Raw genomic sequence first — 21,808 nt, forward strand, 5'->3', positions numbered from 1 at the left:
GTGGTGGTGGCTTCGGCGGTAGAGGCGGCGGTAGAGGTGGCAGAGATGGTGGCAGAGGTGGCAGCAGAGGCGGCAGAGGCGGAAGCAGAGACAGCGGCAGAGGTGGAAGATAATTATTTCCGATAAAGCCTGATTAAATAGAATTTTACTAATGGGCAGATTGACGACGAGTCAGTCTGCCCATTTTTTATTTTACTTGTTGGGTAAGATTTTATAAACAAAAATTACAGCGATTGGGACGCTGTAATTAATCGAATTTTATGTAAGTTTGCGCTTTTTTAAGTCTTTTCCCGGGCTTGCCTAAATCTTCTATACTTCTTATTTTTGAGCCTTCTTCTCGGGCTTGAAGAATCAAATCTGATGTAATCAATCCAAAACCGGGAACACGAAGAAGTTCATATTTGTTCGCTTTATTAATATTGACGGGAAAGAACTCAGGATGATTATTTGCCCAAACTTCTTTCGGGTCGGCAATAAGCGAGAGATTTCCTGTCGGGTCAAAAGGAATCTCATCTTCCCTGAAATTATATTTTCGTACCAGCCAGTCCACCTGATACAAACGATGTTCCCTTGTTAAAATCTCATCGTTTGTGTGCGGGGACAGTTCGCCGGGAAGGTCGGGTTTGCCGAGTCCTCGTTGGTATGCGCTGAAATAAACGCGATTAAGGTTTAATTTTTTATATAATCCCCAGGAATATTTTACGATTTCCTTATCGGTTTCATCGGATGCGCCGACGATAAACTGTGTTGTTTGAGAGACTCTGCTGTAACGCGAGCCTTTTTCCGTTAATTTGCTAATCAACTGCATTGGATGAATAATATCTTTTATGTAATTTTTCTTTGTGCTTAGGTTGGAAAAATGTTTTTCGCCTGCCGTTTCTATATTAACGGAAACGGCATTTGCAAGTGCCACGGAATGTTTTATCGCTTCATCCGAAGCTCCCGGGATAACTTTTAAGTGTATATATCCTCTGAATCCTTGTTTTCTTAATATGGAAGCAGTTTCATTAATTCTGAGCATTGTATTATCGGGAGTGCCGATTACACCGCTGCTCAGGAACAATCCCATAACTCTTCCCGCATTATAATATTCAAGAAAAACTTTTGCGAGTTCTTCAGGCGGTATTGCGCATCTTCGCTGGTCATTTTCTTCACGAAGAGGACAATATTTACAGTCATTAGCGCAAACATTAGATATAAGGGTCTTAAAAAGTAACACTTCCCGCCTGTCGGGAAGAACTACCGGATATACCCATTTGTCGTCTTTTGAACGGTGTCTTCGGTCGGCATCCTGCATACTGCAAGCGCAGGCAAGGTCATATTGCGAGTCCTGCGAAAGGATTTGGAGTTTTTCCCGTGTGTCGGGAGTTTTGTTTATAAAGGCCATTCTAGTAGTTGTCTTGCCAGAAAACTATCGTCCCTGCTTGCGGCAGAGCAGGGACGGGTTTATTATAATATTACGAAAAATTACTATTCATTCATCCGTTACATTTGGTATAGACGTTATTACTTTTCCTTGAATGTGGAAATCTCTATTTAGGACAATAGGTTTATGTTTTTTGTTTTTGGATTTAGGTTTCAATACGATTGCATTTGGAGAAGAATGAAATTCTTTTATAGTTGCTTCTTTATCAATTAGGGCAACAACAATATCCCCGTTTTCTGCTGTAGTTTGCTGACGCACAAGCACCAAATCGCCATTATTGATGCCTTTCTCGTCCATGGAATCGCCTTCAACTTTCAGTAAAAAATATCTATGCGGTGGTCGAGCCAGTTTTACAGATACGGAAACCATCGTCTCTATATTTTCTTCGGCAAGCATTGGTGTACCTGCGGCTACTGTTCCTATAAGCGGCACATCAACCGTTTGTGCGTTCGTCTTATCGTCAGGAATATTTTTCAGGAATCGAAGTTTGCCATCCTGTTTGCGTTGCAAAATTTTTTTCTCTATCAAACCATCAATAATTATCGAGATAGAACGCGGAGATTGATAACCCATAGAGACCATAAGTTCACGCATAGACGGGGAATCTCCTCTTTGCATCATCGAATTGTAGATATGGCGTATTGCTTCTAATTCTTTTACAGAGAATGATGTTTTTTTCATTATACAGCAGTATACACTTTGAATAAAACTTGTCAAGTTTTTTGTGGGTATTGATTTGCCGCAAAAGTGAAAAGGCCCAAAGAGCAGTGAAAAGAAACAAATCTAAGGGGGTGTCCGCGAACAGACACAAATTAAAGTGAAAATGAATAGTGCAAAAGAGTATGGTGTATGTGCTAACGCAGAAAAAAGGATTTTTGTTGACAAGGGGCGCTATTTTGGGATAGGTTTAACATAATGAAAATAATTTTTTGTTTATTGGCTTCGCTGTTTTTGGCAATCCCGCTAAATGCGGATATGTATGGGTATAATGATTCCGTGCAGTTATATGTTCCGAAGGAAGGCGTTGTTTCTGCCGAGAAAATGGAAGAGTCAATAGAGAATACGGGGAAGTGGGTGACAATTGTTACCCGTGAAGACATAGAAAAAAACTTTGATATTACGGTGCTTGAGGCGATAAGAAATTTTTCCGGTATTCATATAATTCCGAGAGGACCTTTTGGCGGGTATACGGAAACGCATTTGAGGGGAGGAAGGGCCGGAGATGTGTTAGTGCTTATCGACGGTGTAAAAGTTAATAACCCTGCATCTATTGACAGGAGTTTTGACTGGGGTACGCTTTCGACTTCTGCCGTGGAACGGATAGAGATAATTCGTGGCCCTCAATGTGCATTATACGGGAGCGATGCAATCAGCGGGGTAATTAATATTATCACAAGAAAAGGTCAGAAAAATCTAATAGACAGCGGCAAAACATCAACTGTTAAAAGTTATGGAAGCGTTGTCTTAAGACCCTGTTTTATCCCTACTGCTATAAAAGGTATGTATAATATTTTTAGTGAACAAGCCGGATTTATTGGTGCGACAAATAAATTCGACTATTCGCTTTCCGTGTTTAATATTAATTCGGGAGGCTTGTCTCAGGCGTTAGGTCCGGACAGTTTGCCGGCTCCGGAGAAAGATGGGTATGTCAACAGAGAAGCTTTTGCGAAGTTGAATTTTTATCCGTTAAGTAAATTATCAATTGGATTAACCGGAGGATACAGGGATTCAAAAATAGATGTTGATGCGGGCCCATTCAGGGATGATTCTAATGCTGTGACTTCCGTTGTTTCTAAATTGGGTAGTTTTTTTATAAACCATAAGTTAACAAATTCGTGGAATTATAAGTTAAGCGTAGCAGCTAATAACATAGAGACGACGGATAAGGATGAACCTGATATGTTTGACAGTACAAAGAAAGATGACTCTTATGAGGGTAATTATATTATTGGTGAATGGCAGAACAATTTTAAGGTTAACAAGTTTCTTAATACAATAGCCGGTTTTGAATATGCGAAAGAATCCGGTAAATCCTGTGGGTGTGAGCGAAATGCGCATACGCAGGACACAACTAATTTGCCACTTAAGTATTTATCCAACCGAAGTGCATATGTAGAGATTATGCCTCATTACAGGAGCATATTTTTTAATCTTAACGGACGGATTGACGATTATGTAGAGTTCGGCGCATATAAAACATGGCAGGCTTCGTTATCTTTTCTTGTTAATTCCACTCAGGTTAAAGCTAACTATGGGATTGGATTCAAGATGCCATCTCTTTACCAGTTGTTTAGTCCCCAGTACGGGAACAGCGAGCTTATCCCGGAAACTAACCACAGTTTTGATGTAGGAGGGGAAAGCAGGTTTAAGAACGGGATAATGAGTATAACGTATTATCACCAGCATATAGTAAATTCCATAGACCTTCTGGATAGATATAGGAATAGGGAACCGGGGATAGAAATATGTACGGAGGGCGTGGAGATTTATTATCTTCTTTACATTACGAAAGACATAAGCACGGACATATCATTTACCGGACTGGACAAGATAAATAACGCAAAAGATTATTTGCTTCTGCCTTCTCTTGATTACAGATGGGGGATGACTTACAAATGGTTTAATGTGAAGTTTTGTTGTATTGGCAAGAGGCAGGACATTGATTATTTAAATGGTTTGACAGGGATTACGGATGTAAGGTCTTGTTCGCATATAGATTTAACGAATTCTTTCAAGTTCAAAGGAATAAAAATTCAACTAAAGATAGAAAATCTGATAGATGATAAATCTATGGAAGCGGAAGGGTATACTGCGACAGGGAGAGGTTTTAATATCGGGATTTCTTATTAAAGTTCAGAAAATTTGGGGTGGGTAACCGGATTTGAACCGGCAACATCTTGCTCCACAGGCAAGCGCTCTAACCGAGTTGAGCTATACCCACCACACATAAAATCAAAAAGAAAATATCAAAAATCAAAAAAAATACTAAAACCGGACTTAAATTAATCAAGTCCCTACAAAACACCTAAATATCAAATTCCAATCTGCCAAACTACAATTGGATTTTTTTAATCTAAAGCGGGAGACGAGACTCGAACTCGCGACCCTAACCTTGGCAAGGTTATGCTCTACCAACTGAGCTACTCCCGCACATACATATCAAATATTAGGAATTAAATATCAAAAATTAAAAAAAGCAACAAAAAAATTAAAAATCTCATAATAAAAGTTGGAATAAACCTCCGGTTCACAAGTTCAAGCATCGGAATTCTAAATTAGACGTAGTGAATCAGGTTTTTATAAATTGTAATATTATCCAACTTTTCCACAACAATTTTTATATTTTTTACCTGAACCACAAGGGCAAGGGTCATTCCTGCCTACTTTATCATCATTTCTCTTGAAAGTAACTACAGTTGGTTGTTCTTGTGGCATTTCATGTCTGCCCTGTATACCGCCAAATCCACTGCCCATATTTCTATGACGTTCAACTATAGCAGGTGTTGGAGCTTGAGCGTTAGCGTTGGCTACGTTCATAGCGGCAACTTCTTCTTTAACGGCTTTTGCCTGTAATTGAGCATTTTCATCTGCCTTTTGTTCTGCTTCTGTTCTTAATCTAAGAGCGAATAGATTTCTGACGGTTTCTTTATTTACGTTACCAAGAAATTCTTCGAAATATTGGAAAGCTTCTCTTTTATATTCAATCAAGGGGTCTCTTTGAGCATATCCTCGTAAACCGATACCTTCTTTAAGAGCATCCAGTTCGTACAAATGGTCTCTCCAATTTTTATCTATGACGTGTAACATAACCTGTTTTTCCAGGTCACGCATAGTATCTGCTCCAATTTGTTGTTCTCTCATAGCATATAAATTTAATATAGCATCCGTTAGTTTTCCTTGTAAGTCTTTTTTATCAGTTTGTACTTTTTCTTCTTCAGAAATCCTAAAATCAAACATAAAAGTGGTTCGTAACTCTCTCGAAAAACCTTCCCAGTCCCATTTTTCAGGGTTATCGCCTTCCACATAAGTATCTATTATTGTATTTATGGCTTCATCAATCCGTGCTTTTGCTTTTTCGGAAAGGTCTTTGCCTTCCAGTATTTCATCTCTGAGGCCGTATGTCGCATCTCTCTGATAGTTCAGGACGTTGTCATATTCAAGTGCATGTTTTCTAATGTCAAAGTTCCACATTTCAACTCTTTTTTGTGCGCCTTCGATTGCGCGGGTAATGAGTTTATGTTCAATAGGTTCGTTTTCTTTAGGTCCCCATCTGTCCATAGCGCCGGCAATCCTGTCAGAGCCAAACAATCGCATTAAATTATCTTCCAGAGAAAGATAAAACTTTGAGCTTCCCGGGTCGCCTTGTCTTGCGCATCTTCCTTTAAGCTGGCGGTCAATTCTGCGGGCTTCGTGCCTTTCGCTTCCTATTATGTGCAATCCGCAAGGAAGCGCTTCCGCGCATTTTTCTTTTTTCGTGCCTGTAGGACACTTGGAACAATCATCCGAACAACCTATACAACATCTTGGGCAATGTATAACGTCATCGGTTAGTTTGATATCCGTTCCTCTACCTGCCATATTTGTGGCGATGGTAACTCTACCCTTTTGTCCCGCTAAAGAGACCACTTCAGCTTCTCTCTGGTGTTGCTTTGCATTTAATACCTGGTGAGCTATCCCTTTACGGTTAAGCATACGGGATAACGTTTCCGAGACATCAACGGAAGTAGTCCCAAGCAGGACAGGTCTTCCCAACTTATTCATTTCTTCTACTTCTTTTATAATGGCGTCGTATTTTTCGCGTCTTGTTTTGTATATGGCGTCCTGGTATTCGATTCTTCTTATCGGTCGGTTAGTTGGAATATTAATGACTTCCAATTTATAAATATCAAAAAATTCTTTAGCTTCGGTCATCGCGGTTCCCGTCATACCTGCCAGTTTTTCGTACATTTTGAAGTAATTTTGTAAAGTAATTGTAGCGAAAGTTTGGGTTTCGGATTCGACTCGCACCCCTTCTTTGGCTTCAAGCGCCTGGTGCAAGCCATCCGAGTATCTTCTGCCCGGCATAAGTCTGCCGGTAAATTCGTCAACGATTATGACTTTATTTTCCTGTGTGACGTAATCTACGTCTTTTTCAAACAAAGAATATGCTTTTAATAATTGGTTTATCGCGTGCAAACTCTCCGATTTCTCGGCATAACTTCTTTCCATTGCCTGTTTAGCAACAAATTTTTCTCTTGGAGATAATGCCTGGTTCTTATCTATGATAGGCAGTTCATAGAACAAGTCCGGCAATGTGAAGAAATCCTGATTCCCCGGAGCAATGTTTTCCCTGCCTTTTTCCGTTATGTTTACGGAATTCCCTTTCTCGTCTATAGTATAATAAAGCTGCTCCTCTAATTTATGGATTTCGGTTTCTTCTTTTTTGATGCTTGTTTTCTGTGCAAGTTCTCCGCCAATTAATTTTTTTTCCGTAACTTCAAGTAATTTTAATATTTTGCCTTCTTTTTTAAGTTTCATTAACCTATTGTTTTTAGGAGAGCCTTTTTGGACAATAAATAATTTTTTCCCAGCCTCTTCTTCCTTTTCTTCACCTAATAATTTTTCGGCTTCGGCTACCAATTGGTTACAGAAAAGAGTTTGTTTGTGAACCATACGTTCAACAGTAGGTTTAAGTCTTGCATATTCCCGATTTATGACATGTTCAACTGCGCCGGAAATTATAAGTGGTGTTCTTGCTTCATCAATAAGAACGGAGTCAACTTCATCTACGATGGCATAATTGTGCCCGCGCTGGACTTTGTCTTCAAGTCTCCAAACCATATTGTCTCTAAGATAATCGAACCCGAATTCATTATTGGTGCCATAAGTAATATCGCAGTCGTAATGCGGTTTTCTTTCTTGCGGACTCATTCCATTCTGTATGCATCCTACGGAAACGCCGAGAAAATTAAATACTCCACCCATCCACTGGCTGTCTCTGTTTGCAAGGTAATCATTTACGGTTACAAGATGACATCCGTAACCCGTAAGTGAGTTAAGATACAACGGCATAGTGGCGACGAGGGTTTTCCCTTCACCTGTAGCCATTTCAGAAATTTTCCCCTGATGTAAAACTATCGCGCCGATAAGCTGAACATCAAAGGGAACCATATTCCATTCCCATTCCCTGTCCGTAACTATCCATCTTCTGCCGACAAGCCTTCTGCAGGCGTCTTTCACGACGGCATAAGCTTCCGGGAGCAAATCGTCTACTGTTTCGCCGGCTTTAATTCGTTCTCTAAATTCGATAGTTTTATGTTGAAGTTCTTCATCGGTGAGAGTTTGCAGGGTATTAAAGACTTTATTAATTTTTTCTACGGTAGGTAATATTTTTTTAACAACTCTTTCATTGTGGGACCCGAGTATACCAGCTATGGAGGTTAAAAAATTAGCCATATATTATTCTTTATTTAACTCCTCTGACAGGTCTTTTGTTATGTTGGGGAACTCCTCAATGGCTTTTTTATCCACCCATATTCTTATTTCGCCTGCTTTATTTGCGCTGAATGCCCATACATTCATATTTCTGTCATTAAAAATATTGAATATGGTTGCGGCTATTCCTTTTTTCTGGGCGAGGTTCCCTCCACATAATACGATGGTAACTAATTCCTCAACATAAACATTAGGATAAAGCAGCCCCTGCATCTGGATTTCTTTTGCAAGCCTGCCAAGGAAATAAGTAGCTTCTGCCAAATCCGTTTCCTCAACCTCTACTAAAACATCTACCTTATCTTTCCCCGGGACACTGAAGACATTTAATGATTCGATGTTTATGTTATGTTCCGACAGTGTGCTGCAAATTTTAACTCCGACGCCGGGTTTGTTCAAAACCGAAGATAACAAAATAAAAGGAGACGCTTTATCTATTTTTACTTCTATTTTAGAATTGGACATAACAGCAGTATTAAAAATTTAAAAACGGGATTTGTCAAGAGTTTTATTAGTTAATACCGCCTAACATAGTTTATATTTTTTACAGGGATTTCCCCCCTAACTACGTTAGTGATAAGAATCCCTTATGTTATGCGTTTTCTTTAGTCCCGGGCTTGTTACGGGATATGTCTTTGTTCCTGATACTCTGATAACTTGGTCTCCTGCCTATACGAAGCCCTTTCCGCCTCTGGCGGATTACTTACAAGCCCTTATGTAAATTAGGAAAAAGATTGTGGAGCATTAGCGACATCCCGCCTTGGCTGGATTGTCCGGAATCTTTTGCCGGAGGGATTCTTTAGAAACTCTTTCCGACATAGGCGGATTAGAGTTTCTTATCCTGCTCTGCTGGGTATCCCGTAGCGAAGTGTTGGATATCCGTAGCGAAGCGCGGGAGACGATTAACGAATCCCATAGAGACCCGCCCTCTTTTATTCATATATGTCTAGGGATACGATTTATCGTGTCCGCTTGCCTTTTCACTGTTCATTACTTACTGTTACTTATTCACTTTTTCTCTTGACATTTGTTTTAGAATAACTAAATTATTATCAGAAAGAATAGTGGTTAATATATATTATAACAAGAGTTTATGTATAAGGAGGTTATAATGAGACGACTTTTTTGGATTATATGTTTTTGTGCCGTTGTTCCCCTAACTTCTTATGGTTCTGGCATTTTGAAACTCGTTGATATGTGGTGGACGCCTTCAGATGCTAATACCGGCAACATCGCAGATAAATATGTAACGGTTACTAATACCGGCGATAAATGTGTGAATAACGCTTCATTGAGGTTGTCTTTAGCCAGCTATGGATTCTATCTCCAATATAGCGATGTTATTAGTGACACTCTCGCTTTTTTATGTCCCGGGGATACAGTTACACTTTTATATAAAGAAGCCCATAGATGTAATGAGAAGATTACTTGGGATACTATCCCTGTCTACTCACTCCCTATCTTTTCGGTTCATTACCAAGCCTGTCCGATAGAGTTGGATTCCTCATATAGTTACCCGTTCTGGGTTGGTCACCCCGATACTACTTCCCCTGATTCAATCAAGGTCCTTCTCACTATTGATTATCCCGATAGTGCAAAGTGTTGGGTTGGGGTTTCTCCAAATCCTGTTACAGTTCCGCCTCATGATTCTGCGTTAGTGTCTTTAACACTTGTAGATAGTGCTTATCATGACTCAACAGGTGTAGACGGGAGACCGATATATGTTGAAGGAACTGCTACAAGTAAAAAGGGAGACACTATTGGACTTACACAAGGAGCTATGGTACATCAAAAGTATATGCTTGGAGATATAGACTGGGGTGGTTGGAAATATCGTGCAGTAGAAAATTATTATGGATTAGCTGCTTGGGGAAATAGGAGTATAGACAATTCTACGATTGTTATGCGTGGCAACTATAATTTTATAACAAACGGAGGAACTCTTAGTTTGAACTGTGTTTCTTTATACGCTGACACATTAAACCCCAGTGCCTTTTATGGTTTGGTTGTAGCCTCCACCGGAGGCTTGGATGCGAAATATCTCTACATAGATGATGCCTCAACAGGACCCGGGAGTGATAACGGAGCTTTGGAAATATATTCTACCAATGTAAACTTAAGAAAATCATGGATACACAATGCGCGACATACCGGAATCAAAATAACTAAATCTACTCCCAATATTGCATATTGCCGTATTGATAGCGCAGAATGCGGCATTTTGATTGATACCTGTTCCCCTGTCCTCAATAATCTAATTATCAATGATTGTAATACGGATATTCGTGTTCGTAAAGGAAATCCAAAATTCATAAGCTGTGAGTTTGACCCAACTAAAACGGATATTAGTCTCGGTGACAGCATAAGCACGCTTCGCACTCTGTATCTGAAAGTATTTAACGGTAGTTTACCTGAGAAAGATGTAAATGTAGTTATTAAAAATGTGAACGGCGATACTGTATGCGTATGCGTTACAAATACTTATGGTCGTATTGACCGGTCGTTACTGGAGTATTTGAAATATAAAGATGGTGGTGGATTACACGATGTTTATTATGCTCCTTACACTATTTCCCTCAAAAAAAATGGATTCTACGAAGCCGATACCTCTGTGAGCTTTGCTGGAAAGGATTTGTATGTTGCCTTTGACATCAGCTCATTTGCAGTAGAGGAGAATACAAATATACCTGACGACTACAACTTATCTCTCACAAGTGTAAATTCTACATCTTCTAAATACACATTCTCGTATGCTTTACCTAAGACTGGCAATGTTAAAGTTTGCGTATATAACGTCCTGGGGCAGAAAATAGCTACTCTGGAAAATAAGGACAGGAAAGCAGGAGTGTATAAGGTTATATGGAATGGGAAAAATATGTCCGGTAAAAATTGCTCAAGTGGCGCTTACTTTGTTCGTATGAATACTGGCGAAATTTCCCGCTCATTACAATTTGTATTAGTCCGTTAGAAAATTAGGTGTAGTGACTATTTGTTTTTTGTTAGTATAAAAAACTAATATACTCGGATTTTCTATCCCCTGCCGTTTTCCCATCATAATCCCCTCTTCTCTGTGTCCTCTGCAGTAAAGATTTTTGTTGCCTGTTTGCAGTTCGTTTTTTAACTCTAACCTATCTGCTGGGTTGGTGAATGCCCATCTCAGCTGGACTTCAATCACTGTTAAAAGCAAATCTGTTCTTTTTGTTCTTCCTCAATTTTTTACTCTCTATTCTAAACTGTTCTTTTTCGTGTAATTCTTTGGTAATAAGCTCTTTCAGCTTGTGGTGGATTGCTTTCAATCCCTGTTGAAAATAAATCTGTTTTCTTTTCTCTGCGATCTCTGCGACTCTGCGGTGAAAATTTCTTTTTTTGTCATTTAGAATAACGGCATCACGTAAGTCCTGACCAGGAATATAATAGTTCCAGCGACAAGAGGAACTATCAAGTTATCGTCTACCGTTTGTTCGTTCATTCTGAATTCTACGACTTCAGCCGTCATTGCGCCAACACTTGCAAGTAGCGCTTCAAGCGGAGAAACAAAAAACATTGCCCCGATAAAAGCAAAAAGCGTTCCTACGAGTGTTCCTTCTATTAGTTTTTCCTTGCTAAGCGGGTGTTTGAATTTTCCAATGCGTATGCCTGCAATATGGGATATCGAATCTCCAAGTGCAAGTATCATTATTGATGCATAAGCGATATCTGCGGGGAAAAGCATTAAAACGAGCAATGTACCGGCAAAAAAGTAAATCACGCCTCTGCCGGGAAATCTCTTTAACTCTTCTTTTCTTTCAAATTTCAGAAGGAACCAGTGTATTATCGGGATTTTAACTTTTTTAGCTATTATGGAAAGTATAATTCCGAAGACAAGGACAATGAATATCCTTGCAGGATTAAGTATGCCGTATTTTATAAGGAGTAAAATTAAAACACCTGCGGATACGTGAAACACCTGCCTTCTCATTTCCGAAGTTTTAAGCATTTTGATAGAATATATTGTAATAATGAAAAGTCAAGAACTACAAATTTGGATGTTTTTTAATTGACTTTTCCCATTCCTACTGTCTGTCATTCTGAGTCGAAGACGAAGAATCTCTCTGTTGCCGTTCTCTACGAAAAACAAGTTTTACGATTTCAACGGCTGACTTTTTTCACTTGTTTCAACTTATCGTTTACAAAGTATAAACGGTACAAAGAAGGTTTTTTTATTTGAGGCTTTCCTATGTCGGATTCTTTTTTTAATTTGTATACCAGAGTTGTAATTTTCTGGTTTCGTTCATTTGTGTACCACGATACGACGTTATTGGGTTTCCCGATTATACTGCTAACTTCTTTTTTTGACATCCCCATAGAAAGATACTTGAGCTCTTCCTGGGTATGGACTCTTGCCGCACATCCCGAAACTAAAATCAAAACTCCAATAAATAACAATTCCATAATCTTCCCCGAAGTTCTAATCATCTAAAACTACAATATATTGCAATACCGAAAAGTCAAGAACTACAAATTTCCCTTGTTCGTTTAGAAACTCTTAGGCGTTAGCCTTAGAGTTTCTTATCCAGCTCAGCTGGGGTCCGTTATCCGTGGCTATAATTTTATCTGTTTTCTGTTTTTTATCTCTTTAAATTCTCTTCAAGTCCCTGTTAAATTATATGTTCTTCTTTAATCCTCTTATCCTGTAAATCCTGTCTAAATTTTCTGTATTTTGTTGTTTTTTTCTGTATAATCCGTGAAAATCCGTGTCTGTTATCCGTGGCTAAATTCTCTCTGTTCCCTATTGACCGAAATCCGGTCAAAAAACGCGAAATCCGTTCCAAAAACGTAAATTTTGCGGTTTTTTTGCATAATCCACAACCGCCAAAAACCACCCTAATTCCTTACCAATCAATAATTTTCACCCATTTCCTTCAATTTGTCACGCATCTTGCTTTACTATGTAGGTATGCAAAGTCCTGAAAAACAAAAAGGAGGTGAAAAACTATGGACCTAAAAATCGTATTAATCAGTATTCCGTTCTCTGTTATTTTTTTAACTCTAATTTATCTTTTCTCGGCGCCCTCTCTGCTTTATATCTCTATTCTATTCTCTGTTATTTTTGTTTTTGTTCTCTGCGTGCTCTGCGACTCTGCGGTGAGAAATTCTGTTGTCTGTTACAATAAATTACTACAAGTTACTATAAATTACTATTATTTACTAAGGAGGAACGATGATTCTAACTAACTGGCCTATGCAATTCAGGGGAACAATCAAACGCATTTCCCCCGAACAGGCAAAAAAGATGTTTAAATTCAATCTGCCGCCCGACGCGAAAGGCGTTACTTTCCAGTACAGGAAAAACAAAACCGTAATCTATTCCTATTCCCCGGAAAAGAACAATAATCACCTTCCCAAATCCCAACAATTCAAATCGAATTACGCAAACTTCTCCAAACTCAATAGAATTACTCACCGGATACTCAAAACTATCATCCACCCGGTATGGACTAAAATCGCGGACAGGGAAAAATATTTCTCCGGATACCATCTGTTTGTCAGTATAAACATTAAGCGAATACAAAAAGGTCTGGAAAACATTCTTTTCACTGTCGGCGACTTACCCGCTCCACAAATTCGTTCTATAGAAATTACGGATTCTTACATAGAATTCCAATTACAAAACCACAACCCCGAATACGAACTCGGCATCGTTATAATGGATTCCGAAACTCTTAATATAAACCAATTCCCTCCGGCATTTTACCCTGACGAACCTATCTCAATTCCTATTGAAGGAAAGCCAATGCTCTTCCTATATTACAAACAAGATAAAATCTACTCCCCCTCAGTCTGTATTTACCAGCCCTTGAGCCATCTAGGGCTGGTTATCCCGCTTCAGCGGGGCTTCCCAATAACCCAATAACTTAATGACCAATGACCCAATAACCAATGACTTAATAACCCAATAACTTAATGACTAATAACCCAATAACCCGTTCCGCCTTGGCGGAACAAAGGAGGTAACAATGGCAAGATGTTTTGGTGGACCGTATGGAACCATTAGGGGTTCCATCGGAAATTTAACTTTCTCTTATAGAAAGGGAAGTCAATTTGTTTATCTGAAACAGGACTATACGCCTTCGCCTGCAAGGCAGCCTGTAGGGTTCAAAAATGCGGGCAAAATGTTGTCGTTAACGATGAGGGTATACCACCTCTTAAGACCCGAACTCTACAAATACTGGCAAACTTACAAAAGAAATATGATGGAACATAGTTCTTTTATCCGGCAGAATTTGGGCGCTATTTTTCAAACTATCCCCGATAGAAAACAACCAATTACTAAAGACAACTGGGTAGACCTCTCAAAAATGGAGCTCGTTTATAACGGAAGAATATACGAACCCAAAATGAAAATAGAAAACCTTACTTACGATTCAAATAGACTCCATCTGAAATGGCATACAGGTGTCTGGAGAGACGGCAAACCCGACGACACTGCTCATATTATAGTTCTTTACTGCATTCCTTCCAATGAAGATATCAAAGTCCCGGATTGTTTGTATACAAGCTATCCCGATGCTCCTCCCCAAATACTGAACTCGATCCTATCCGATGGAACATCGCGTGGAATAAGCCGTCGAAGCAGCACAGCAAACTACGAACTCAAAATATTTTATAATAAGTCTGTCAGGGAACAAGGCGAAGCAACGATATTAATAGACGAAAACCTGAACCCCAAATTCCTATCCACATTCCTCTTCTTTTCTAATAATATTACTTGCTCCGATATCTCAGGTGCAGCTCTTATTAGAAACCCTTAATTGCCGAAAGGCAATTGTAGGGATTCTTATCCCGAGTCTTTTCCGGGAGAACTTTAGTTCTTAGAGATACCTATCCAGAAGCGAAGCGTAGGATCCTATTAACGAATCTTTTTCTCATTGAGTGCGTAGGATCGTCAGCTCTGTCATTCTGAATGAAATGAAGAATCTCTCTGTTTGTAGGGCAAGGCTTTAGCCTTGCGTCTGTTCTCTGTGTAAATCGCGTGGTTAGTTGGAGTTTGTTTCTTTAGAAACATTACTCCAACTTATCCAGCTCAGCTGGGAATCTCGTGGTTCCGATTTGTTAATCTTTCTGTAATTACAAATTTGGATTGACAAATCTAGATTTCAGGGACATTAATTATGCGTCTTATTGAAACGTAAAAATTTATTTCGTATTTGTAGGGACTTGATTCATCAAGTCCGCATGTTTGTAGATACGAATTAGTAGTCTGTCATTCCGCTTCAAGGGGAAAGGAAGGTAAAAATGGATAAATGTGATATCGGAGCACTTTTACAAAGAGTTGACCGTTTAGAACGTGAGAACCTGACTGCCGTCAGGCAAGTCAAATTAATGAAACTGGCAGGACTTGCGGTAGTATTAGGCATTGCCGTAATACTTTTTTGTGGAGCAAAAACATCAAACAATAAAGTCATCGAAGCCCAGGAGTTTAGAGTGGTGGACAGAAATGGAAAAAGTCATGCTATTCTTGGCATCTTGAGGGATGGAAACCCGGAATTGGTTTTTTGGGATGAAAATGGACAAAATCGTGCTGCTCTTTATATTACGGATGGAGTTCCGGGATTGACGCTTCGGGATGAAAATGGAAAGCAGCGCGCTTCACTCTGTCTTACAGGAGGAGATCCGAGATTGATGTTTTATAATGAAAATGGAGTGTTAAGCGTTCATCTCAGTGGTATGAAAGAAGATCCGGGATTGATGCTTTCTGATGAAAATGGAAAGGCAAGCGTTATTTTAACTGGTATGAATGGAAATCCGGGATTATCGCTTTTTGATGGAAATGGAAAGTCAGCCGCTATGCTCAGCATTATGAAAGGGAAGCCAGGATTGTCGCTTTTTGATAAAAACGGAAACCCTTTACCTGTAAGATAAGTTGGATACTTTGACCGACGTCGGTCAAAAATCAGGGACAGCGAGGCTGTCCGGTAATGCTAATTTATGAAAATTTACTAAATTGCCTAGCATATAAGATTCGTGCCTTATTTTTGCTTCGCAAAACTTTTTTTATACTGGGAACATTAGGCGATATTTTGGAGGTTGAACAATGTCATATTTTGATGATGCGAAAAGCTTGGTAGAACATGCAAGTAATCAGTTTAGTGAAATCAGAAGTATTTATGAACAATCTCTTCATGAAAAATCCATCAAATCAGAACTTTCAATTGAAATAAAAAATTTAATGGAAAACTTAAGATCTGCTTTAGACTTTACCGCCCATGGATTGTTTAGTAAATATGGCGACAAAACAAAATCAAACCTAAAGATATACTTTCCTTATGCAACAGAGAATCAGTCTAGATTGGATTTTCAAAATCAAAACAGGATTGAAAGATGCATATATGGATTAAATGTATCACGTCCTGATATTGTTAAAAGGATTGAGTCATATCAACATTTTTCTGACCCAAATAATATCTGGCTACCCCAATTTATGGATTTGTGCAATGAAAACAAACATCAACAATTAACGCCTCAGGAGAGAAGGGAAGTTAAACAACTTAAATTAACCTCTGGCGGAACAAATATTAGTTTGGTGGAAGGAGCTTCTATATCAATGGACTCAGGAACACAAATTCAAATGGGAGGGATGATAATACCAGGGGACCAAAGGTTCGATGTAAATAATCCTCCTGTAACTGTTGGTTCTGGAAAAAAGGAAATAATCACATGGGTTTCATTTCACTTCTCTTCAAATAATCAACCGGTTATTCCATTTTTAGAACAATGTGTAAACGGTGTTAGAAAGATTGTGGAGGAAACATCAAAATTGTAAAACATCAATTCTGGGAACGCAATACTTAATTTCTCATAAAACAAGCACGGTTTCCTATTTTTTACCTGTTAGTATAAAAACTAATATCCCCCGATTTTTCCCCTTCCAATCTTTTCTTTGCGGTAAGAAGCTCTTGGACGAAGTCCTTAGAGATTTCCTATCCTGCTTTGCTGGACTTTGCGTGAGAATCTCTTTTGTCCGTTTTTCTGTAATTCTGCCTGCCCGCCGCAGGAGGGTTAATCCTGTCAGAATTTCTTTTTGTGTTCTGTTTTTTGTGCTTTAGTGTTTTTGTGGCAGGCTGTTCTTTTTTCTAATCTCTTAAGTTCTCTTTCAATCCCTGTTAAATTATCTGTTTTCCGTGAAAATCCGTGTCCGTTATCCGTGGCAAAAAATTCTTTCTGCTTTTCTTTTTTTTTGTCTCTTTAAAGTCTCTTTCAATCCCTGTTAAATTATCTGTTTTCCGTGTTTACAAGCTCTTAATCTATTCTGTAGAGCTTGTTATCCAGAGGGGAATTCTGTGTGCATCTGTGGCAAGATTCTCTTTTTCTGTTTAGTGCAATTTTGTGCTTTAGTGCTTTTGTGGCAGGCCTTTAGTATAGTCCGTTAAACTTTTTCCTTGCTAATCTCTCCCGATTTATCGGGACATCATCACCAGTTTCCTGGTTGTTTTATAATTATTACTTTCTAATGTCACAAAATAAATCCCTCTCATCTTTATTTTCGCATTAAACTCATAACTCCCCTTCTCCAAAATCCCCTCATACACCACTTCCCTAATCCGCCCACATAAATCGTATATTTTTAATTCCGCATCCATCGCCTTCGCTACACCCAAATAAATCTTATCTTTTATAACTCTTAACTCTGTACTTTCTACTCTCAACTCTTTGTTTTTATCCTCTATCCCGGTTATTATACAGCTGTCTATCCAGCTTTTTAAGGTCGTTTCGCTAAACCCTTCCATCCCGTTATATACCTTGCCGTCCTGCTTGATTACATAATTAAGCGGAGGATAACCTCCTATCGAATAATCATTAAATACGGAACCTGTGGCGTCTATGAGGAAAAGAGCGCTGTTCCCCCTTGCATACGGCTTTACTGCGCTTGCGCTCCCTTGTTTGATAATCGAAATTACTTTTACTTTCCCTGTGCCGTATAAATCTTGTAACGCTCCCAACCTTGGTAGCTCCGAAACGCAAGTCCCTCACCCAAGCCCCCAAATGTTAATCAAAACCGCTTTGCCGCTGAAATCAGAAAGAGAATGATAATTGCCGGCCGTGTCTGCTAAAGTAAAGTCAGGAGCGGTAGTCCCGGGCGCAGGCCATTCGGGACTGTCTGCGTTATATACTGTCCATAAGGTATCATCGAACTTTGCCAACCCGCCACCCGTTGTTCCAATCCATTTCGTATGACCCTCTATCGCTATCGCATTAATTGAATTATCCGGCAGACCGGAATTATCCGTATTATAAACTGTCCAACTCGTATCATCAAATTTTATCAGCCCTCCGCCTGCAGTCCCAATCCATTTTGCCCCTCCCTCTATGGCAAGCGCGGAAATATAGTCGTACGGCAAACCTGAGTTTGTCGTATCATATACTGTCCAGTTGGTGTCGTCGAATTTGGCCAGCCCCCCTCCAATCGTTCCAACCCATTTAGTATGCCCCTCCACGGCAAGAGCATAAGTAAAATTGGATGGTAACCCCGAATTACCCGTGGTGTAAACAGTCCAGTTTGCCCCGTCTATCTTTACCAACCCGCCGCCGGTTGCAGCCCATTTTATGCTGTCTTCCACGGCAAGAGCATAAACGGAATTGTGTGGTAAACTCGAATTGCCGGTATTATAAACGGTCCATGTCGTGTTGTTGTACTTCGCCAATCCAAGAGCAGTCCCGGCCCATTTTGTCGTCCCTTCTACGGCTAACGACATAACGTATTTCACATTGTATGCTGTCCATGTTGTCCCGTCAAGTTTCGCTACCCCGTCATTGGCTGCGCCAACCCATTTTACGTTGCCTTCCACTGCAACTGCCCTGAAATAGTTCCCGGGTATGTTCGAATTTGAAGTGTCATACACAACCCAGTTCGTGTTATCAAACTTTGCTAACCCGCCGCCATATGTCCCTATCCATTTTGTAGTCCCTTCTATCGCAAGAGCTCTGATATAGTTGGACGGAAGTCCCGAATTCCCCTTGTTATGCGCCGTCAAACCTGCATTCACAGTATTATAAAGAAACACAAATAATATGATGATTGTTGCTCTGTATAATTTTTTCATAGTTTCCCTTCCTGAATTTGCCATTACTTGCCTGTCAGGTTATTCGGCCTGCAACTTTAAGCTGTTTTTACCCTCACTTTCTTGGAAAGTCAAGGAAAAATCCTTCAAGTTTACGGCAGAGAAAATAAGTCCCCCCCTTATCTTTAATCTGCCGCATCTGTTAAGGGATACTCCCTAATCTGTTGCAGGATCTGAGATAATCCCCTCAATTATATCTGTTTTTTTATCTCTTTAAATTCTCTTAAAGTCCCTGTTAAAAAAACAAACCTTTTCTTCTGTCTTTCTGTTATCCGTGGCTATAATTTTATCTGTTTTCAGTGTAATTCTGTGTGCATCTGTGGCAAAACTTTCTTTTTTTGTTTAGTGTTATTTCGTGTCTTAGTGCTTTTGTGGCAGGCTTTTAGTATAGTCTGTTAAACTTTTTCCTTGCTAATCTCTCCAATTGCTATATGTTTTCCACTAACTTATGCAAGAACCCAACTACACAACCAACATTTCCCGCGAACTCGGCTTAAAAGACCAGCAAGTCGCAAACGTCCTATCCCTCATTGACGACGGTTGCACCGTGCACTTTATCGCCCGCTACAGAAAAGAAAGAACAGGCAACCTTAATGAAAATGTAATAAGAGAAATTATCGAACTCAAAACCAAATTAGAAAATATTTACAAAACAAAAGTAACCGCATTAACCGCTATTGCCGAACAAGGTAAACTAACCGAAGAATTACAAAATAAAATCGAAAATGCCCAAACCTTAGTTGAAGTAGAAGACTTATACGCCCCTTACAAGAGAAAGAAAAAAACTAAAGCCGATATTGCCAGGGAAAAAGGTTTTGATGTCGTTGCTCAACAAATCAAAGACCAACAGACCATTAATATCCCGCAAGAACTTCTGGCACTGTATCCCGAAGAGGAAATCATAACCGGCTCAAAAGATATCGTAAGCCAGGATATTGCGGATAATCCGGTATTAAAAGATTTTGTCAGACAGTATTATGTGAAATACGGCAAAATCGTTTCTAAGGCGATAAACCCTGATAAACTTGACGAAAAACAAAAAGAGGAAGCTTATAAATTTAAGATTTACCAGAGTTTTGGCGGAAACGTTACCACCCTGAAAAGCTACCAGACGCTTGCCTTAAATAGGGGAGATAACCTTGGAATTCTAAACGTGGGTATGGATAAAGATGACAACTTTTTTGAAACGTTTCGTAAAAAGATCATCGTTAAACCCGATAATACGGCGCCTCTTGAGGAATGCGTTAAAGACGGATACGGCAAAATTTTTGCGTCTATCGAACGAGAAGTTAGAAACATCTTGACCGAAAAAGCAAACATTGATGCAATTAAGATTTTCCAGGCTAACCTGAAAGAACTGTTAATGCTAAAACCTCATTACGGAGAATCCGTTTTGGCGATTGACCCGGGTTACAGAACAGGCTGCAAAATATGTATTCTTGATAAAAATGCTTCTCCCGTTTATTTTTCAAAAATCTTTTTAGACAAGAAAGAAGAAACTCTCCAAACCCTGAAAACCTTGTTTTCAAAACATAAAATAGACGTTATTACAATTGGCAACGGCACTGCTTCGGGAGAAATATTTGACCTGATTAAAAACAATTTCGACTGCGCAACCGTGTTGGTTAACGAATCAGGCGCTTCTGTTTATTCCACTTCTGAAGCCGGTCAGGAAGAATTTCCTGCTCTTGATGCAACGGACAGGGGAACTATTTCAATCGGCAGACGTTATGTGGACAGCCTTTCCGAATTTGTAAAAATCCCCGTTATCAGCGTAGGCGTTGGAATGTACCAGCACGATATGAACCAGAAAGAGCTTGAACGAAAGTTAAGCGATGCGGTGGAAGACGTCGTAAACCTTGTCGGAATCAATGTGAACGGCGCTTCAACTTATTTGCTTTCTTATGTCTCGGGACTTAGTAAAAAAGATGCGAAAAAGATTTTCGAGAATAAACCGTATAAGTCGAGAGAACAACTGAAAAAACTTTTGGGCAAAAAAGCGTACGAACAGGGAGTCGGATTTTTAAGAGTCCCCGAAAGCGAAAACGTTTTTGACAGGACGGCGATTCATCCCGAACAATATAAAGTTGCAAGTTTTATTATTGAAAAAATGGAAGAGAGTAATTTGTTTCCGACATATAGAAACGATATGGATAAGCTGTATCCGGGTATTACAAACGAAGTCGTTCTTGATATTATCAGCAATTACAAAAATGCGGGTAAAGAATTAAGACAATACGAAGGCAGTTTAAAGTTGCGGGCGAGCATTAAAATAGAAGACTTAAAAATCGGGGATATGGTTGAAGGCATTGTGCGAAATGTAACGCAGTTCGGAGCTTTTGTCGACATAGGATTAAAGAACAATGCGCTTATCCATATCTCTCAACTTGCGGACAGATTCATTAAAAATCCGTTGGAAGTAGTTTCCATAGGAGAAGAACTAAAAGCCAAAGTCCTTGATATCGATATTAAAAACGGACGAATCAGCCTGAGCCTAAAACACTAATGCTTTATTTCTCTTTTGAATTTTGATTCTCTTCCTTCCTACTCAACCTACTTAACTTACTCGACTCACTAAACTCACTCAACTTTTTGATAAGTGCGTAGCGAACTTCTCCGCCAGCTTGCTTACCGATCTTTTTGGCAGGTCTGTTTGGAGGAAGTGGAGGGTTTTTGGGCTTTAGCCCTGTTTTCTCCCCCATTTCTTAAATGTTCAAAAATGTTTTTGTAGGGGCTTGATTTATCAAGCCCATTTGTCATTCTGAGCGTAGCGAAGAATCTCTCTTTTTCCTCTGTATCTGCGTTCATCCCT

Annotated in this window: 16 protein-coding genes and 2 tRNA genes; 7 read left to right on the top strand and 11 right to left on the bottom strand. The window is 39.4% G+C overall.

The genetic code is table 11. The features are described from left to right. Positions 1-247: 247 nt before the first annotated feature. Both WC614_05915 and lexA read right to left on the bottom strand, forming a co-directional pair. Complete coding sequence (locus WC614_05915; GenBank protein ID MFA5032540.1) at positions 248-1,387, bottom strand: radical SAM protein; 1,140 nt, start codon at positions 1,385-1,387, stop codon at positions 248-250. A gap of 87 nt (positions 1,388-1,474) precedes the next feature. Next, positions 1,475-2,107 carry a transcriptional repressor LexA gene (lexA, locus tag WC614_05920; protein ID MFA5032541.1) on the bottom strand — a complete coding sequence of 211 codons (633 nt, stop codon included), beginning with the start codon at positions 2,105-2,107 and terminating at the stop codon, positions 1,475-1,477. A 234-nt stretch (positions 2,108-2,341) separates the two neighbouring features. On the opposite strand from lexA, the gene WC614_05925 reads away from it, so the two are divergent. Next, positions 2,342-4,276, top strand: a complete 1,935-nt coding sequence (locus WC614_05925; protein MFA5032542.1) for a TonB-dependent receptor — start codon at positions 2,342-2,344, stop codon at positions 4,274-4,276. A gap of 13 nt (positions 4,277-4,289) precedes the next feature. Here WC614_05925 and WC614_05930 read toward each other — a convergent pair. The 4 genes from WC614_05930 to WC614_05945 form a co-directional block, all read right to left on the bottom strand. Continuing rightward, positions 4,290-4,367 (bottom strand) — tRNA-His (locus tag WC614_05930). A gap of 136 nt (positions 4,368-4,503) precedes the next feature. After that, positions 4,504-4,576 (bottom strand) — tRNA-Gly (locus tag WC614_05935). Between the two features lie 162 nt (positions 4,577-4,738). After that, a complete protein-coding gene (gene secA, locus WC614_05940; GenBank protein MFA5032543.1) occupies positions 4,739-7,861 on the bottom strand; it encodes a preprotein translocase subunit SecA in 3,123 nt (1,040 codons plus the stop codon). Between the two features lie 3 nt (positions 7,862-7,864). Next, positions 7,865-8,362 carry an ACT domain-containing protein gene (locus tag WC614_05945; GenBank protein MFA5032544.1) on the bottom strand — a complete coding sequence of 166 codons (498 nt, stop codon included), beginning with the start codon at positions 8,360-8,362 and terminating at the stop codon, positions 7,865-7,867. Between the two features lie 646 nt (positions 8,363-9,008). Here WC614_05945 and WC614_05950 point away from each other — a divergent pair. Further along, positions 9,009-10,865 carry a FlgD immunoglobulin-like domain containing protein gene (locus WC614_05950; GenBank protein ID MFA5032545.1) on the top strand — a complete coding sequence of 619 codons (1,857 nt, stop codon included), beginning with the start codon at positions 9,009-9,011 and terminating at the stop codon, positions 10,863-10,865. 405 nt (positions 10,866-11,270) lie between these two features. Here the strand turns inward: WC614_05950 and WC614_05955 are convergent, their stop codons facing one another. Then, the gene (locus WC614_05955) at positions 11,271-11,873 is read right to left on the bottom strand and encodes a diacylglycerol/polyprenol kinase family protein (GenBank protein ID MFA5032546.1); all 603 of its coding nucleotides are present in this window, start codon (positions 11,871-11,873) and stop codon (positions 11,271-11,273) included. Positions 11,874-12,025: 152 nt separating this feature from the next. After that, on the bottom strand, positions 12,026-12,352 hold the full coding sequence (locus WC614_05960) for a hypothetical protein (GenBank protein MFA5032547.1): 327 nt from the start codon (positions 12,350-12,352) through the stop codon (positions 12,026-12,028). A gap of 745 nt (positions 12,353-13,097) precedes the next feature. Between WC614_05960 and WC614_05965 the strand changes: the two genes are divergently transcribed. From WC614_05965 to WC614_05980, 4 genes are all read left to right on the top strand, one after another. Then, positions 13,098-13,790 (top strand): hypothetical protein, encoded by a 693-nt coding sequence (locus tag WC614_05965; protein ID MFA5032548.1) that lies wholly within the window; start codon positions 13,098-13,100, stop codon positions 13,788-13,790. A 103-nt stretch (positions 13,791-13,893) separates the two neighbouring features. Then, the gene (locus tag WC614_05970; protein MFA5032549.1) at positions 13,894-14,688 is read left to right on the top strand and encodes a hypothetical protein; all 795 of its coding nucleotides are present in this window, start codon (positions 13,894-13,896) and stop codon (positions 14,686-14,688) included. A 484-nt stretch (positions 14,689-15,172) separates the two neighbouring features. Beyond that, the gene (locus WC614_05975; protein MFA5032550.1) at positions 15,173-15,799 is read left to right on the top strand and encodes a hypothetical protein; all 627 of its coding nucleotides are present in this window, start codon (positions 15,173-15,175) and stop codon (positions 15,797-15,799) included. A 172-nt stretch (positions 15,800-15,971) separates the two neighbouring features. After that, positions 15,972-16,700, top strand: coding sequence for a hypothetical protein (locus WC614_05980; GenBank protein MFA5032551.1), 729 nt, complete (start codon positions 15,972-15,974; stop codon positions 16,698-16,700). Between the two features lie 634 nt (positions 16,701-17,334). Here the strand turns inward: WC614_05980 and WC614_05985 are convergent. Both WC614_05985 and WC614_05990 read right to left on the bottom strand, forming a co-directional pair. After that, entirely contained in the window at positions 17,335-17,877 is a 543-nt protein-coding gene (locus tag WC614_05985) for a T9SS type A sorting domain-containing protein (protein ID MFA5032552.1), read from the bottom strand. 27 nt (positions 17,878-17,904) lie between these two features. Continuing rightward, positions 17,905-18,978 (bottom strand): hypothetical protein, encoded by a 1,074-nt coding sequence (locus WC614_05990; GenBank protein ID MFA5032553.1) that lies wholly within the window; start codon positions 18,976-18,978, stop codon positions 17,905-17,907. A gap of 466 nt (positions 18,979-19,444) precedes the next feature. Here WC614_05990 and WC614_05995 point away from each other — a divergent pair, with 466 nt between their 5' ends. After that, on the top strand, positions 19,445-21,502 hold the full coding sequence (locus tag WC614_05995) for a Tex-like N-terminal domain-containing protein (GenBank protein MFA5032554.1): 2,058 nt from the start codon (positions 19,445-19,447) through the stop codon (positions 21,500-21,502). Between the two features lie 122 nt (positions 21,503-21,624). On the opposite strand, the gene WC614_06000 is transcribed toward WC614_05995, so the two are convergent. Then, positions 21,625-21,804, bottom strand: a complete 180-nt coding sequence (locus tag WC614_06000; protein ID MFA5032555.1) for a hypothetical protein — start codon at positions 21,802-21,804, stop codon at positions 21,625-21,627. Positions 21,805-21,808: the final 4 nt, after the last annotated feature.

The organism is bacterium (assembly GCA_041649255.1).
In the GTDB taxonomy this organism is placed as follows: Bacteria; Hydrothermota; UBA3073; order JACQXS01; family JAQTXJ01; genus JAQTXJ01.

What these genes read in the sequence shown, in the direction of transcription:
- WC614_05915 (MFA5032540.1), bottom strand. Translation starts at nt 1,387, where the DNA reads ATGGCCTTTATAAACAAAACTCCCGACACACGGGAAAAACTCCAAATC.
- lexA (MFA5032541.1), bottom strand. Translation starts at nt 2,107, where the DNA reads ATGAAAAAAACATCATTCTCTGTAAAAGAATTAGAAGCAATACGCCAT.
- WC614_05925 (MFA5032542.1), top strand. Translation starts at nt 2,342, where the DNA reads ATGAAAATAATTTTTTGTTTATTGGCTTCGCTGTTTTTGGCAATCCCG.
- secA (MFA5032543.1), bottom strand. Translation starts at nt 7,861, where the DNA reads ATGGCTAATTTTTTAACCTCCATAGCTGGTATACTCGGGTCCCACAAT.
- WC614_05945 (MFA5032544.1), bottom strand. Translation starts at nt 8,362, where the DNA reads ATGTCCAATTCTAAAATAGAAGTAAAAATAGATAAAGCGTCTCCTTTT.
- WC614_05950 (MFA5032545.1), top strand. Translation starts at nt 9,009, where the DNA reads ATGAGACGACTTTTTTGGATTATATGTTTTTGTGCCGTTGTTCCCCTA.
- WC614_05955 (MFA5032546.1), bottom strand. Translation starts at nt 11,873, where the DNA reads ATGCTTAAAACTTCGGAAATGAGAAGGCAGGTGTTTCACGTATCCGCA.
- WC614_05960 (MFA5032547.1), bottom strand. Translation starts at nt 12,352, where the DNA reads ATGATTAGAACTTCGGGGAAGATTATGGAATTGTTATTTATTGGAGTT.
- WC614_05965 (MFA5032548.1), top strand. Translation starts at nt 13,098, where the DNA reads ATGATTCTAACTAACTGGCCTATGCAATTCAGGGGAACAATCAAACGC.
- WC614_05970 (MFA5032549.1), top strand. Translation starts at nt 13,894, where the DNA reads ATGGCAAGATGTTTTGGTGGACCGTATGGAACCATTAGGGGTTCCATC.
- WC614_05975 (MFA5032550.1), top strand. Translation starts at nt 15,173, where the DNA reads ATGGATAAATGTGATATCGGAGCACTTTTACAAAGAGTTGACCGTTTA.
- WC614_05980 (MFA5032551.1), top strand. Translation starts at nt 15,972, where the DNA reads ATGTCATATTTTGATGATGCGAAAAGCTTGGTAGAACATGCAAGTAAT.
- WC614_05990 (MFA5032553.1), bottom strand. Translation starts at nt 18,978, where the DNA reads ATGAAAAAATTATACAGAGCAACAATCATCATATTATTTGTGTTTCTT.
- WC614_05995 (MFA5032554.1), top strand. Translation starts at nt 19,445, where the DNA reads ATGCAAGAACCCAACTACACAACCAACATTTCCCGCGAACTCGGCTTA.
- WC614_06000 (MFA5032555.1), bottom strand. Translation starts at nt 21,804, where the DNA reads ATGAACGCAGATACAGAGGAAAAAGAGAGATTCTTCGCTACGCTCAGA.